14 protein-coding genes are annotated in these 14,316 nt (G+C 67.2%); 7 read left to right on the plus strand and 7 right to left on the minus strand.

Annotated elements, in window-relative coordinates; all coding sequences use genetic code 11:
• Window positions 1-48: 48 nt before the first annotated feature.
• Window positions 49-741, plus strand: a complete 693-nt coding sequence (locus KV203_RS19225) for a L,D-transpeptidase family protein (protein ID WP_157079909.1) — start codon at window positions 49-51, stop codon at window positions 739-741.
• A gap of 19 nt (window positions 742-760) precedes the next feature.
• Here KV203_RS19225 and KV203_RS19230 read toward each other — a convergent pair whose 3' ends face one another.
• The 3 genes from KV203_RS19230 to KV203_RS19240 all read right to left on the minus strand — a co-directional run bounded on the left by KV203_RS19230 (window position 761) and on the right by KV203_RS19240 (window position 2,423).
• Complete coding sequence (locus KV203_RS19230; protein WP_066473397.1) at window positions 761-1,060, minus strand: hypothetical protein; 300 nt, start codon at window positions 1,058-1,060, stop codon at window positions 761-763.
• Window positions 1,044-2,000 (minus strand): zinc metalloprotease, encoded by a 957-nt coding sequence (locus KV203_RS19235; protein WP_157079908.1) that lies wholly within the window; start codon window positions 1,998-2,000, stop codon window positions 1,044-1,046. Before KV203_RS19235 ends, KV203_RS19230 begins: the two co-directional genes overlap by 17 nt.
• Window positions 2,001-2,069: 69 nt before the next feature.
• The gene (locus tag KV203_RS19240) at window positions 2,070-2,423 is read right to left on the minus strand and encodes a DUF2200 domain-containing protein (protein ID WP_066473392.1); all 354 of its coding nucleotides are present in this window, start codon (window positions 2,421-2,423) and stop codon (window positions 2,070-2,072) included.
• 221 nt (window positions 2,424-2,644) lie between these two features.
• Between KV203_RS19240 and KV203_RS19245 the strand changes: the two genes are divergently transcribed.
• The 4 genes from KV203_RS19245 to KV203_RS19260 all read left to right on the plus strand — a co-directional run bounded on the left by KV203_RS19245 (window position 2,645) and on the right by KV203_RS19260 (window position 7,444).
• Window positions 2,645-3,067: an SRPBCC family protein gene (locus KV203_RS19245; protein WP_066473389.1), complete on the plus strand. Its 423-nt coding sequence runs from the start codon at window positions 2,645-2,647 to the stop codon at window positions 3,065-3,067.
• Between the two features lie 5 nt (window positions 3,068-3,072).
• Entirely contained in the window at window positions 3,073-3,495 is a 423-nt protein-coding gene (locus KV203_RS19250; protein ID WP_066473386.1) for a MarR family winged helix-turn-helix transcriptional regulator, read from the plus strand.
• A gap of 107 nt (window positions 3,496-3,602) precedes the next feature.
• Window positions 3,603-7,226: a hypothetical protein gene (locus tag KV203_RS19255; protein ID WP_157079906.1), complete on the plus strand. Its 3,624-nt coding sequence runs from the start codon at window positions 3,603-3,605 to the stop codon at window positions 7,224-7,226.
• An 86-nt stretch (window positions 7,227-7,312) separates the two neighbouring features.
• Window positions 7,313-7,444 (plus strand): transposase, encoded by a 132-nt coding sequence (locus KV203_RS19260; RefSeq protein WP_169797534.1) that lies wholly within the window; start codon window positions 7,313-7,315, stop codon window positions 7,442-7,444.
• Between the two features lie 256 nt (window positions 7,445-7,700).
• Here KV203_RS19260 and KV203_RS19265 read toward each other — a convergent pair whose 3' ends face one another.
• Entirely contained in the window at window positions 7,701-8,906 is a 1,206-nt protein-coding gene (locus tag KV203_RS19265; RefSeq protein ID WP_218821006.1) for a hypothetical protein, read from the minus strand.
• 94 nt (window positions 8,907-9,000) lie between these two features.
• On the opposite strand from KV203_RS19265, the gene KV203_RS19270 reads away from it, so the two are divergent.
• The gene (locus KV203_RS19270; protein ID WP_066473371.1) at window positions 9,001-9,255 is read left to right on the plus strand and encodes a type II toxin-antitoxin system Phd/YefM family antitoxin; all 255 of its coding nucleotides are present in this window, start codon (window positions 9,001-9,003) and stop codon (window positions 9,253-9,255) included.
• A gap of 465 nt (window positions 9,256-9,720) precedes the next feature.
• Here KV203_RS19270 and leuS read toward each other — a convergent pair whose 3' ends face one another.
• The gene (gene leuS / locus KV203_RS19275) at window positions 9,721-12,546 is read right to left on the minus strand and encodes a leucine--tRNA ligase (RefSeq protein ID WP_255246966.1); all 2,826 of its coding nucleotides are present in this window, start codon (window positions 12,544-12,546) and stop codon (window positions 9,721-9,723) included.
• Window positions 12,547-12,623: 77 nt separating this feature from the next.
• Between leuS and KV203_RS19280 the strand changes: the two genes are divergently transcribed.
• The gene (locus tag KV203_RS19280) at window positions 12,624-13,031 is read left to right on the plus strand and encodes a DoxX family protein (protein WP_246600325.1); all 408 of its coding nucleotides are present in this window, start codon (window positions 12,624-12,626) and stop codon (window positions 13,029-13,031) included.
• A 94-nt stretch (window positions 13,032-13,125) separates the two neighbouring features.
• On the opposite strand, the gene KV203_RS19285 is transcribed toward KV203_RS19280, so the two are convergent.
• Window positions 13,126-13,515 carry a nuclear transport factor 2 family protein gene (locus KV203_RS19285; RefSeq protein WP_066473367.1) on the minus strand — a complete coding sequence of 130 codons (390 nt, stop codon included), beginning with the start codon at window positions 13,513-13,515 and terminating at the stop codon, window positions 13,126-13,128.
• 106 nt (window positions 13,516-13,621) lie between these two features.
• A complete protein-coding gene (locus KV203_RS19290; RefSeq protein ID WP_218821007.1) occupies window positions 13,622-14,275 on the minus strand; it encodes a TetR/AcrR family transcriptional regulator in 654 nt (217 codons plus the stop codon).
• Between the last annotated feature and the right edge of the window lie 41 nt (window positions 14,276-14,316).

Below are 14,316 nucleotides of genomic sequence, written 5' to 3' on the forward strand. Positions count from 1 at the left end.
TGGCCTGATCGTGTTCGATCCGGCGCGCTTCGGTATCCTCGTCGGACGATGATCTTGATCGTGCACCGACTGGTACTTCTCCTGTGGGCGACCGCGACCGTGCTGGCGCTCGGTGTGTCGGCCGCGCCGGCGGCCGGCGCCGAGCCCGCGCCCTGGTTCGTCGGCGGGGTGGGCGATGCGATTCAGGTGGTTTCGGTGGTACGCACCGGGCCGACCGACGCCGAGCTGCAGAGCTACGAGCGCACCGACTCGGGCTGGCAGCCGGTCGCCGACGCCGTACGGGCAAAGATCGGCGAAAAAGGCATGTCACCGGAGCATTACGACGGCTCGATGATGACCCCGACCGGCGCCTTCACCCTCGACTACAGCTTCGGCACCGAGCCCAACCCGGGCGGCGCGCTCCGCTACGTCCAGACCGACGCCAACCACTGGTGGGACGGCGATCAGCGCAGCCCGACCTACAACACCATGCAGGTCTGCGCCCCGGCGGAGTGCAGATTTTCCACTGCGGCGGCCGACGGCACCGAGAATCTGGATATTCCGCAGTACGCGCACGCCGTGGTGATGGGGGTGAATTCCGAACGCATCCCGGGCAAGGGCGGCGCGTTCTTCGTGCACACCACCGACGGCCAACCCACGGCCGGGTGCGTGGCGATCGCCGACGACGCGATGGTGCAGCTGATCACCTGGCTACGGCCCGGCGCCGTGATCGCGATCGGCGAAGCGGGCGCCACGACCTGACCCGACCGGGCCGAGCGGTTCAGGCCACGACCACCACCAGCTCCCGCGGCGGCAGGCCGTGAAACGGATCGCCGGTCGTCAGCTGTACCGTCGCCGCGCCGCGCCGCGCCGCCGCGAGCACCACGACATCCGGCGGACCCGCAGGCGCGAGCACCCGCCCGTCGGAAAGCCGGATCGCACTTCGATACACCCCCGCCACCGTCACGGCGGATCCCGATGACACCCGTGCTCCCGCGGCGGGTAACACGGCGATGTCACCGGGCTCCAACTCCAGCCGTTCTGCGACCGGATCGGCGCGGAGATCAACCCACCGTGACATGTTCCTGCGTGAGCGCAGATTCGATGCTCACGTCCGCGGACTGGTCCCAATCCGTCTGGTCGACGAACGGCCAGAATCGGGGATAGATGGTACGGGCGAAGCCCCGGTCGGTGAGGTTGATATCGAGGCCACCGCGAATCGGCTGTCCGTCCTTGGTGATCTGCGCAGGCAACTGGTAACACATGATCGAGTCCTGATCGGCATTCGGAGTGCCCATGATCGAGCTTTCCTCCAACGGGGTCAGGACGTTCGATCGCGTCTGCTGCTCACTCCAGCCGTAGGTGGTGCGGAAGTACGCGATCGTCTTGGCGACGTCGAGTCGACCGACCAGCGAGCGACGCAGATGCTCGTGCGGGAACCCGAGGGTGTGGCCGGTTTCGTGCCGGACGACCCGCTTGTACTCACGCTCCGGAGTGGCCATCGTGAAGCCTTGCAGGTTCATCGTCGGGCGGTCTCGCGGGATGAGCAGGATATCGGTTCCGAGATAGGACCAATAGCCCTGCCCGGCCCGCGAGATACGCACCTGTCCCACGCCGCTGGTCAGCGCGAAACGGACCCCGATTCCCCAGGCGTTCATATGACCGAGGATGCGCTGCCGCAGCTCGGCTGCCGTGCTCTCGACGAAGCTGACCGTCAGCGTCCGCCGCCGCCGACCCCAGTACTTGGAGGTCAGCACCGCCAGGTCCGCCGGATCCGGCAAGCCGCCGTCGGGTAGCCCGGCCTGGGTGAACGGGGAGTTCACCGGATTGATGGTGGCGGCCAGCTCGGCCGCACGGACGCGCAGCCGAGCCGGCAGATCTTGGACGACGCAGGTCACATCGTCGTCGACCGGGCCGTCGGTACCGACATCGGCGCCGATGTCGGCCAGTTCGGCGGCGTCGGCGTGATCATCGGTGGGACCGGCGTCGCCGTTGCGCATGTGGTCGGAAAGCGTACTCATGGAAACTCCTTGATCGGTAACGTCATCAAGACTTTCCACGGAAAAAGCGGCCCGATCCTGAGTAGCCGACTACTCGACTTCGGACCCGCGCAGAATCCGCACCAGGGGCCGCCCCTTCGCCAGCTCGTCGACCAGCTTGTCCAGGTAGCGAATCTGCTGCATCAACGGGTCGTCGATCTCCTGCACCTTCACCCCGCAGATCGAGCCGGTGATCAGCGCGACGTTCGGGTTCAGCTGCGCCGCCGCGAAGAACTCCTCGAACGTGGTGCCGGCGTCGAGATACCGGTGCAGGGTCGCGGCGTCGAAACCGGTGAGCCACTCGACGACCTGCTCCAACTCGGCCGTCGTTCGCCCCTTCTTCTCGACTTTGGCCACGTAGTGCGGGTAGACCGAAGCGACGCTGACGGTGAAGATGCGGCTCATCCGCCGAGCGTAGTGCGGGCAGGTCCCGATCGAGCTCGAGCGCCTGGGGAACGGCGTCGAGGTCGACGGGCTAGGGAACTCTACGAGTTTATCGCCGAATCGGTAGATATAGCTATCGACCGCTGACAAGGCGAGCCGGAAACGTCGGGATCGACCTCGGCCGGCAGGCGAACGCGCCGGGGAGGTAATCTGTGCGCAGATGATCTGCGGAGGGACTTAAGGTGTGGAGCACCGACTACAGCATCGAGATTCCGGTCCCGGCCGAGGTGGTGTGGCCGCTGTTGCGCGATGTCGAACATTGGGCGGACTGGAACGACGGAGTCGAGTCGATCGCGCTGGACGGACCGGTCGCGGTCGGCACGAGTTTCGTGATGACCCCGCCGGGGGAGGACCCGATCACCAGCTCGATCGTCGCGCTGCGCGAGGGCGCCGAGATCAGTGATCTGACCGAGTTCGAGGGCCTGCAGATCACGGTCCGGCACCTGGTGACCGCGGCCGGTGCGGGAAGCGTCGTGATCTACCGGATCACCGTCGCCGGTCCCGTGCCGGACGAGGTCGCCCGAGAGGTCGGCGAGATGGTGTCGGCAGACTTCCCCGACGTGCTGGCCAACCTGCGCGCACGCGCGGTCGACCGAGCGGGCTGAGTGTCGTGCAGACCCCCGACACCAGCCCCGGATTCCTGCTCTGGCGGGTCACCCTGCGCTGGCAGCGCGAGATCACCGCGGCGCTGAAGCCGCTCGGACTGACCCACGTCCAGTTCGTCCTGCTGGCCACCTGCTGGTGGCTGAACCGGTCCGGACAGCATCCCACCCAGGTCGCGCTGGCCGACTTCGCCGGGGTCGACGTCAAGATGGCCTCGCAGGTGATCCGGGCGCTGGAAACCGCCGGACTGCTCGGCCGCGAGGTGGACCCGGACGACAGCCGAGCCCGCCGGCTGCACACCACCCCGCGCGGCGACGACCTGGCCCCCCGCGCCATCGCCCTCGTCGAAGCTGTCGACCAGGACTTCTTCGGTGCACTGCCCGCAACGACCGGGGCCGCGCTCACCCGGGCGCTGCGAGGTCTGAGCTGACCCGGGGCACCCGACCCGTCGAGTCGTCTGTTCGGGGGATATCGCTGTCCGGCGTGCGGCCATACGATCGCTGCAGCCAATCCCCGGCTCCAGGCGACAGGGTCCCGATGAACACCAATACGTTGCGCCACATCAAAATAGCCGCCTCAGCGTTGGCGGTAGGCGCGGCGATCGCCGCGGGCGGTAGTGGCGTCGCCTTCGCCGAGCCGTCCGACTCGGCAGGGCACGACAGCTCGTCGAGTTCATCCGACTCGAACGGCTCGTCGGACTCGCCTCGATCCAAGTCGGCAGCGGCCGATCCCGACGAGGCGGATTCCGCGGCCAAACAGCCGACCGCAAAAGAGTCCCCAGCAAAAGAGTCCGCGGCAAAGGACTCGGCAACAAAGGACTCGGTGGACGAAGACTCGGCGCCGAAGGGTTCGGCGAACCAGGCCGAGCCCACGACGGACTCGGAATCCGAGACCGAGCAGCCGACAGCCGAGCCGGCGCCGGTCCAGAGCACCGATCCGTCGACTGCAACCACCGGAAGTCCGGAGTCCGAGCCTGCTCCACAATCGGTTGCCGATCCGGTGGGCCACTCGACCGAAACCGGCGGGTCCGTCGTCCCGGTCCAGCCGGACCCGACGACCGACGCGGATCCATCCGCACCGCCGGTCGCGACACCGGCCGATCCCGGTCCACAGGACACCGCGACCGAAGTTGCAGCCGAACCGGCCGCTCCGGTACCCTTTCTGCCGCAAATAGATCCGGTCGGCCCACCGGCGGTGACGACACCATCCGACTCCACGGAGCCGGACCTGGCGGCAGCCGCCGACGATCGCGCGAGCGACCCGGCGACGCCGGTCGACCGGCCCGAACTCGATCCGTCCGGGGTGTTCCTGCCCGGCGAGCTGGATCTACCGAACTACGCCTGGACCGATCCGGACGCGGACGGCGGGACAGCTTTCGAACGGTCCGAATCCGGTGTGACCTACACCAACACCACAGATCACGACCAACTCGTGGTCACCAACGGGTCGGTCGCAGGCGAGGAGGCCGGGCCGGCGACGGCGAGTCGACTGGTGCACCCGGGCGATTCCGTCGCGGTGACTCCGGACTCCGCCGACGATGGCGCGGCAGACGAGCTGAAGGTCGACGTGTACGCGGCGCGGGACGCTGCCGGTGGTGTGGTGCTCGAAGCAGCCTTCCGTGCCACCGCGCAGCTCGGAGACCCGCAGGGCGTCGTGCCGATCTATGCGGATCCACGAATGCTCCGCCGGTCGGACGACGACATCCCTCCTGTCGGAACTGCTTTCGTCGCGACCGGAAGCTCGGACCCCACAAGTGAGCGGATCGCCCCGGCAGCGAGCCGCAGCGTGGCTGCGGCCGACACCGGCGGGCCGGAAACAGTTCTGCGGGCCGGCGCGGTGCCCGGCTACGTCGTGTCCGTCCTCGATCGCCCGGACGGAACGGTCATCGTCTTCAGCAGCGGATACAGCAGCGAACCGCTCGCGACCGGCCCCGTCTCGTACGTCACCTTCCTCCGGCCCGACGGTACGGCCACGACGACCGGCCCGATCCGCGACCGATACCGCGTCAGCTCGTCTTTTCTCTTCGACGACACGATAAAGGTCGCCCCCGACGGCACCGTGGTGTTCGTTCGGGAGGACTACGGCCCGACACCCCAGGCTTGGACCTCCTACGTCAACTTTGTGGCGCCGGACGGCACGGTCCGCACCTCGAGCCCGATCCCCAATGGTGCCGGCGGCAGCTTGACCCTGACTCCGGACGGCACCGCGGTAGTGCTCGCCATCCGGTACGAGGATGCGGTGGATACGGAACAAGGTGGTCCGGTCTTCTACTCGAAAGTCGAGGACGTCTACTATTACGTCACGCCGAACGGTTCGGTCCGGCCGGTCGCCGTACCCGGATCGATGCCGGGAGAGCTGGGCGCGCCGCCGGTCGTCACGGGCGACGGCACGGTGGTGATGCTGACCACCGAATTCACCGGCGATGCGGATACCTGGCGCTCCTACGTCAACTTCGTCGCACCCGACGATGCGGTGACCACGACGCGCTCGATCCCGGGCGCACCGGCACGCGAAGTGACGGTGGCGCCGAACGGCACTCTGGTGGTCGAGACGATCCTGTTCGACGCCACCGGAGGCCGGACTGTCTACCTGAGCACGGTCGCACCCGACCGCACGGTCACGACGTCCGACCCGATCCCGGGCGGCCCGGTCGGCGAGGTGGTCGTCACACCGGCCGGCGTCGTCGCGCTCGCGACGGTTCGGTACGACGATGCCGCCGGCACCTGGACCACCTATCTGACTGCAATCGGGGCGAACGGTAGCGAGACCCGGCAGATCCCCGGGCCGCCCGACGGCGGCCTGATCCTGACCCCGACCGGCCGGCTGATTCTGGCCACCACCGAGCCTGCGGCGCAGGGTCCGCTGGTCCATCTCGCAATCGTCGGCCCGAACGGCGACATCTCGGTCCAGACGATCCCCGGCTATGGCAACAGCAACACCATGGTGGGATCGCGAACGGTCGCGGTGACCCCGGACGGCACAATCGCCGTGGCGATAGGTACCTACCCGATTGCCGACCAGCCCACAACGCTCCTGATGATCCTCACCGAGGACGGCACCCCCGCGATTACCCGGACGATCCCCGGGGACACCCTGGGCATCCTGATGCCGGCCGCGGGGCTGAGTCCCGACAACACGCTCCGGATCCTCACGAGCGCATTCGACGCGGAAACCGGCTCGAACTGGATCTACGCCACCGTGATCTCGCCGGACGACCCGGCCGGGACCGCTGTCGCGGTTCTGGGCTCTCCACGCCATGCATTCGCGACCTCCGACGGCGGTGTCATCGTCGTCACCGATGAGTACGACTACCGCACGGGGAATTATCAGTTCCTGGCCGGCGTAGCGCCGGGAGAGAACGGCGGGGTGACCGCCCTGGGCTCGAGCCAACTGCAGTTCTTCTCGGCCGGCCAGCGCATATTCGCGATCGCGATCACGGACAACGGCACGGACATCCTGGAAATCGTGTCCGCCGCCGCCGCCGACAACGACTCTCCGGTGGTGGATCCGCCCGACGGCGGTGGCACGGCTCCGCCCGTGGTGACCCCCGGGATTCCCGGCAGCAAGCCGGACGCTCCGGATCGGCGACACCGGCGAGATCAGACCTTGTCGTTGTTCTCCACATTGTTCTCGATTGCAGGATCCGAGAAGCCGGGATCGAACTGGTCCAAGGCGGCAACCGGGTTGACCGCGTTGCAGCTGATCAATCAGCTGCGGCATGGCGATTACGAAGGGTTTGTCCTGACGGGAGCCACCACTGTCGTAGGCACGAGTCTGGACACCCAGTTCCAAGCGTGGCGCGCTGCCCGCATCTTCGACCCCGAAACATTGGCAAAACTCGGGAAAGAAGTCGGGTCGAAAGCCGGTGTGTTGTTCACGGTGGCCACTGTCGTCTACGACCAGCTGGGCCGCGAGCTGGCCCGGACCGATTGGTCATTGGACGGATTGCTGATGGCCGGGAACTACGTGTGGAACGATCCGCTCGGCGCGCTGTACACCGCCGCAACCGCTCCAGTCACCTATGTGGAACATGTGATCGAGGATCAGATCGCGCCGGTCGTAGAAGAGGTCGCGGACACGGCCATCGAGGTCGGCGACCTGCTCGCCGAGGGCGCCGCCGCAACCTGGGACAACATCCTGCACGGGAAATTGTTGTCCTGAGTTAGGACACCACGGATACTTCTGCCACGACCGCGGCCATTGCAGATCGTGGCGACCAGATCGGCTCCATTGTGGGAGGTGAGGAAGTGGCAGCCGAGCTGGGGGTGTCGCCGGCGACGTTGTACAACTGGCGCCGCGCCTACGGCGGGATGGACACCGACGCCGCCAAGGAACTGACCACAACACCCGCCACCGTCACTCGGCGCTGGGCTACCTGACCCCGGCCGAGTACGCTGCCGCCTGCCGGCACACCCACACACCGTGGCCTGCGAGATCAACTGAAACCGGTACCAAACAACCTGGCTCTACAACCGGGTGGAACAGTTATCGGGAACCTGCCAAACTCGCTCGACCACACCGGAACCCTGCCGGGTCGGTGGCCGACTACTCGAGTTCGACGTAACCGTGCCGCCGGCGACCGCGACTACTCACCGAAACCCTTGCGCCGCGCCGGGTCCGAATGCGAACGGTGGATCAGATCCAACCCACGATGTCGTAGTAGTAGGTCCGCTCGACATCACTGTGAATCCCGGTGCCCGTGATGATCGACTCTCCGAAATCCTCGATGACATCGCCGGTCAGTACGGTCCGAACCGGCGCTCCACCCGACACCGGAACACGGTAGATGCCACTGAAATCCCGGGTATCTGCGTAGAAGGCGATCGAGTCGCCGGCTGGATTCGCAACCGCATCACCCAGCCTGAGCGCCGCGCCCTCCGGAAGGAGCTTGGTCGCGCCGTTGGTGCACGACGAGCCCTCATCCCGAATCGCGCTCAGTTCACCCACATACAGGTTGCTCCCGAGACCGTCACCCGCGACGAAACGATGGTCGTCGATCCAGTACACCCGGTTGGAGAGCGTGCAGTAGGTGTAGCCGGACGGCAGCGGGCCGCGGTCCTTTGTCCAGAGCTCTCCGTTCGCGGTCCAGACATAGTCGCCGCGGAAACCGGAAGCGTTGTAGGTCGATCCGGTGTCCGTGGCGGCGTCCGGTCGCTCGATCGCTACACGCAGTATCGGCGGATAGCCGGTTTCGGCGGCACGGTCGGTGTAGTAGTAGTTTCCCGCTCGGTCAAAGCCGAACGGTTCGTGCTTCGCAGGAGGCCGAAAATCGTTGGTGCCCGACACCGCTGCCGTGACGTCGGTGAACTTCCCGCTCCGGTCGACCCACCCGGCGTGCGTTTCGCCGCGCACCGTCTTCGTCGCCACGATCAACGACCCGTCCGGGGACACGTCGTGCCGAGTGGTATCTCGCCCGCCGGATGTTGCCGGTGCCAGCTGTACGTCGGCATCGTCAGCGTCGAACTTCTGATGTATCGCCGACTTTCCGGTCTCCGGGTCGACGACGTGGATCGTTACGTGCGAGGTGCTCGCGCCGGTTCGGAAGAGCAGGCCGTGTCCTCCCGACGGGCCGCTCGCGCCCGTCATCGTGGCCGTGGTTGTCGTGGCCGTGATCGTCGAGGACGTAGTGGTGGCACCAAGGCCGGGGTCGGCTGTCGGGCTGGAGCCGGCCCCCGAGCTTGTATTGTCGGCGCAGCCTGTGGTCCATCCGACCGCGACGACAAAAGCGACGCCCAGCAGCCGACGACCGAGTCTGCTTCCCGCTGTACTGCACGCGTCTGAGCCGGCTGACGCATTCGGTTGCATATCGGGAGTTTCGGCGACGCGCGGCGCGATGGTCAAGTCGTTCGATCAGCCGACAACCCCTGCCACCCCGCTTGCTTCGACATCCGCTGGGGACAGACTCGGCGTAGCCTCAGCCAAGGAGGCTGGTCCGATGAGCGAGCCACTTGCAAGCTACGACGTGCACGAGGCCAAGACGCACCTGTCCCGGATCCTGGAGCGCGTCGAGCAGGGCGAGGAGATTGTCATCAACCGGGCCGGCACGCCGGTGGCGAAGGTGGTGCCGGCGGCCGGGACGGTCCGGCGACGTGGGCGGGGCATGCTGCGTGGCCGCCTGCGGCTCGCGGAGGACTGGGACGCCGCTGAAGTCAACGCGGCGATCGCGAACGACTTCCACCAGGGCCGATGAGACTGCCGCTCGACACCCACGTACTGCTTTGGTGGCTTGCCGACGACCCGGCGCTCGGATCCCAGGTCGAGGAGTCGATCGATACCGAGGACGAGGTGTTCTTCAGCGCCGCCGCTCGAACCATGCGGCCGAGGCGGGCGGCCTACCGCCGTTGCACCACGACCCGTTCGATCGGATGCTCGTGGCGCAGGCCCGCTGCGAGCAGTTGACGCTACTGTCGCGCGACCCGCAGCTGCACCGATACCAGGTCGACCACCGCGCGGTCTGAACACCTCAACATCTGGCCGCGGCACGTCAGCCGAGCGTGCAGACCATGTTCCGATCTGCGGGCGTGAGCGTCGGGGCCGATCTTCTGGTCGAAGGTGACCAGGCCGGTGGTGAACGTGACCCGGAAGGTGCAATGCGACCAGAACGTTGGCGTCCGACCGACGCTCCGTCCGCCTACGACGCCGTCCGCACCCGCCGCTACCGGACTACGTTGACCAGTCGACCGGGCACCACGATCACCTTGCGCGGCGCGGCGCCGGCCAGGTTCGTGACGATCTTCTCGTCGGCCAGCGCGGCCGCCTCGATCTCGGCCGGGGTCGCGGCGGCCGGCACGGTGATCTTGCTGCGCACCTTGCCGTTCACCTGCACCGGCAGTTCGATCGTGTCCGCGGCCAACAGCGCCGGATCGGCGATCGGGAACGGGCCGTGCGCGAGAGACGCGTTGTTCCCCAGTCGTTCCCACAGCTCTTCGGCCAAGTGCGGCGCGAGCGGCGCGAGCATCAGCACCAGCGGTTTCACCACCGACCGTGGGGCACCGGCCGGAAACTGCTTGGTCAGATGGTTGTTCAGCTCGATCAGCTTGGCGCCCGCGGTGTTGTCGCGCAGCGCAGCATAATCCGCGGTCACGCCGTCGATCGTGCGGTGCAACAGCCGCAGCGTCGCCGCATCCGGCTCGGCGTCGACGACCCGGGTCGCGCCGGTCTCCTCGTCGACCACCACCCGCCAGATCCGTTGCAGGAAGCGATGAGCACCGACCACGTCCTTGGTCGCCCACGGCCGGGAGGCGTCCAGTGGCCCCATCGACATCTCGTAGAACCGGAAGGTATCCGCACCGTAGCGGTCGTACATCTCGTCCGGCGACACCGCGTTACGCAGCGACTTGCCGATCTTGCCGTACTCCTGGAAGACCTCGACCCCTTGGTAAGTGAAGCGTCCGTCTCGCTCGACGACCTCTTCGGCGGGCACGTAGGCACCGCGCGAGTCGGTGTAGGCGAACGCCTGGATGTAGCCCTGATTGAACAGCCGCCGGTACGGCTCCGACGAGGTGAGGTGGCCGAGATCGAACAGCACCTTGTGCCAGAACCGGGAATACAGCAGATGCAGGACCGCGTGCTCCACCCCGCCGACGTACAGGTCCACGCCGCCCGGGTCGCCGGCGCCGTACAGCTCGGGTCGCGGACCGACCCAGTAGGCCTCGTTGTCCTCGGCGCAGAACTCGGTTTGGTTGGTCGGGTCGATATAACGCAGCTGATACCAGCTGCTCCCGGCCCAGTTCGGCATCACGTTGGTGTCGCGGGTGTAGGTCTGCGGGCCGTCGCCGAGATCGAGCTCGACGCTGACCCAGTCGGTCGCCTTGGCCAGTGGCGGCGACGGCTCGGAGCTGTCGTCGTCCGGGTCGAACGAGACCGGCGCGAAGTCGTCGAGCTCCGGCAGGGTCACCGGCAGCATCGATTCCGGCAACGCATGCGGGCGGCCGGCGGCGTCGTAGACGATGGGAAACGGCTCACCCCAGTACCGCTGACGGGCGAAAAGCCAGTCCCGCAGCTTGTATTCGGTTCGGCCGACACCGCGGCCGACCGCCTCCAGGCGAGCGACGACGGTGGCCTTGGCCGTCGCGACGTCCTGACCATCCAGATACTCGGAGTCGTGCAATACCCCGTCGGCGCCGACCACCTCGACGATCGGCAGGCCGAACGCCTCGGCGAACTCCTGGTCGCGCTCGTCGTGACCGGGCACCGCCATGATCGCGCCGGTGCCGTAACCGAGCAGCACGTAATCGGCGGTGAACAAGGGGATCTGCGCGCCGTTCGCCGGATTGGTGGCGTAGCTGCCGAGGAAGACGCCGGTCTTGTCCTTGTTCTCCTGCCGTTCCAGATCCGATTTCGCGGCGATCGAGCGGCGGTAGGTGGCGACCGCTTCGGCCGGGGTATCGGCGCCGCCGGTCCAGCGCGGGTCGGTGCCCGCCGGCCAGGTGGGCGCGATCAGCGCGTCCACCAGCTCGTGCTCGGGCGCGAGCACGACGTAGGTGGCGCCGAACAGGGTGTCCGGCCGGGTCGTGAACACTTCGAAATCACCCGCGGGCGAGGCGAATCGGACCTGGGCGCCGACCGATCTGCCGATCCAGTTGCGCTGCATCGTCTTGACCTGCTCGGGCCAGTCCAGCAGGTCCAGGTCGTCGACCAGTCGATCGGAGTACGCAGTGATCCGCATCATCCACTGCCGCAGGCGCTTACGGAAGACCGGAAAGTTTCCCCGCTCGCTGCGACCGTCGGCGGTGACCTCCTCATTGGCCAGTACCGTGCCCAGGCCGGGGCACCAGTTGACCATCGAATCCGACAGGTAGACCAGGCGATAGGTGTCCAGCAGGTCGGCCCGCTCGCTCGCGGTCAGGTCGGTCCAGACGCAACCGCCCGGCACGGTCCGGGTGCCGTCGGCGAACTCGTGCTCCAGTTCGTCGATCCGTCGTGCCCGGTTCTGGTCTCGGTCGTACCAGGAATGGTAGATCTGCAGGAAGATCCACTGGGTCCAGCGGTAGTAGTCGGGATCGGTGGTGGCGAACGAGCGGCGTTCGTCGTGTCCGAGCCCCAGCCGGGACAGCTGCCGCTGCATGTTCGCGATGTTGGTCTCGGTGGTGATCCGCGGGTGGGTGCCGGTCTGCACCGCGTACTGCTCGGCGGGCAGGCCGAATGCATCGTAGCCGAGCGCGTGCAGCACGTTCTCCCCGCGCATCCGATGAAACCGGGCGAACACATCGGTCGCGATATAGCCCAGCGGGTGCCCGACGTGCAGTCCGGCACCGGACGGGTAGGGGAACATGTCCTGGACGAACAGCTTGTCCGGCGGGACCGAGGCGCCGTCGGGTGCGCTCAGCGGACCGACCGGGTTGGGAGCGTGGAATGTGCCCCGCTCCCGCCAGCGCTGCTGCCACTTCTGTTCGATGCGCTGCGCGAGTTCGGCGGTGTAGCGCTCGCGCGGTTGCTCGACCGCCGACTCGGGCGGCACCTGGACCTCGACCTTCTGCACGATCGATCAGCGTAGTACCGCCGGTGCGCCGGGCACGATCGCCGTGCGTTACGGGACTCATCGGCTACAGTGCAACCGTGGTCAACCACGACGCCGACGAGTCGTTCGGCGAGACGGACAGGCGCCGCCGATCCCGGCAGGTCGGCGCCACGGTCATGGTCGCCATGGGTGTGCTGCACTTCGTGGTACCGAAACCCTTCATGGCGATCGTGCCGAAGCGGCTGGGGGCGCCGCGGTTCTGGACCTACGCCAGCGGCGTGGCCGAGGCTGCCAGCGGCGCCCTGTTGTTGTCGAACGATCCGGCGCAGCGACGGGCGGGCGGCTGGGCTGCCGCGGCCACCATCGCCGCCGTCTACCCGGCAAACATCCAGATGGCTGTCGACGCCGGCCGGCCCAACACCCCGTTCGAGTGGGCCGCCTGGCTCCGCCTCCCACTCCAGTTCCCGATGATCGCCTGGGCCGTCGGCCACGCTCGCGCACGCTGATCCCAACCGCCTGGCAAGTACATGTCGCCCGACTCGAAATGGGTGATCAGCACGCTCGCACGGCCGGCCGGCATCGCCCGCGGCGGTCAGACTGTCACGCGTCGAGGGCTGCCATCGCCGCGGCGAACTCGACGTTCATCCGTTCCGCAAATGCCATGACGGCTTTGAGTGGGCGGAGCATGACGGTGAAGTCGGTGATCTTGCCGGCTTCGTTCACGGTGAGGAAATCGCAGCCTTGCAGCTGCAGACCGTCGACCGTGCACCTGAAGATCAAGGCATGGTCGCGGGCGGCCGGATCGCCGATCTCACGTTCGTACTCGAAGTCTTCGAAGATCCGCAGGACCGCGCCGAGAATCGCACCGACGACGGCCTTGCCCGCATAGGGCCGGTGGGCGATCGGACTGTGGAAGACGACGTCGTCGTCGAGCAGGGCGACCATCGCTTCGTGGTCACGAGCTTCGACGGCGGCACGAAAGGGATGCATCCAACTCTCCTACTATCCGCATAACTTTATATACAACTAGTTTAGTAGGTTAGCCAGATCGTTTTGCCGCGTCAAGGTTCGCTACGAGCGGGGGTGACCACCGGGTTCAGGTACTCACCGGAGTCGACAGGCCGGCGGCGACGATCGAGGATGCGGCTCGCCCGGGCTCGTCACCGAGACCGACGAAAAGGTTCGACAACATCGGGGACAGGATCTTCGGCACGCCGGCGTGTGCACCGATGTAGTGCGCGAGCTCGAGCATGCAGTATCCGTGCAGGACGATCCACCACTGCGTGGACAGCACGACCCCATCCGCCGGCCGGAAGCGCTCGGCCGCCACGGCCCGGGTACACGCAGCGGTCACCACATCGAAGGTGTCGCGCCGGCCGGTCTGCAACTCCTGCGGGGTGACCGGGCGGAAGCGCCCGAGCGATGCCGTGCTGAACATGACCTGATACAGGTTGGGATTTCGGCGGGCGTTCGCAACGTAGGCGAGGCCGATTCGAGCGATGTCGGCGACGGGATCGAGGCTGTTCGGGCACGCGGCAAACGCATCCGCCAACCGTTGAAACCCTTCGTCGACGACGGCGCGCACCAACGCGTCGATCGAGCCGAACTGGGTGTAGACCGCCATCGTGGAGGTCTCGGCCGCCGCGGCGATGCGCCGGGTGGACAGCGCGTTCGGGCCCTGCTCGGCCAGCAGCGCCGCCGCCGCTTCCAGGAGCCGCGCCCGCATGTCCGAATCGCCTCGGGTATCCACCGAGCAATCGTACGAGATGGCTATGACACTAGCTATCACGA

Origin of the sequence: Skermania piniformis, from assembly GCF_019285775.1 — a bacterium.
GTDB classification, from domain to species: Bacteria; Actinomycetota; Actinomycetes; order Mycobacteriales; family Mycobacteriaceae; genus Skermania; species Skermania pinensis.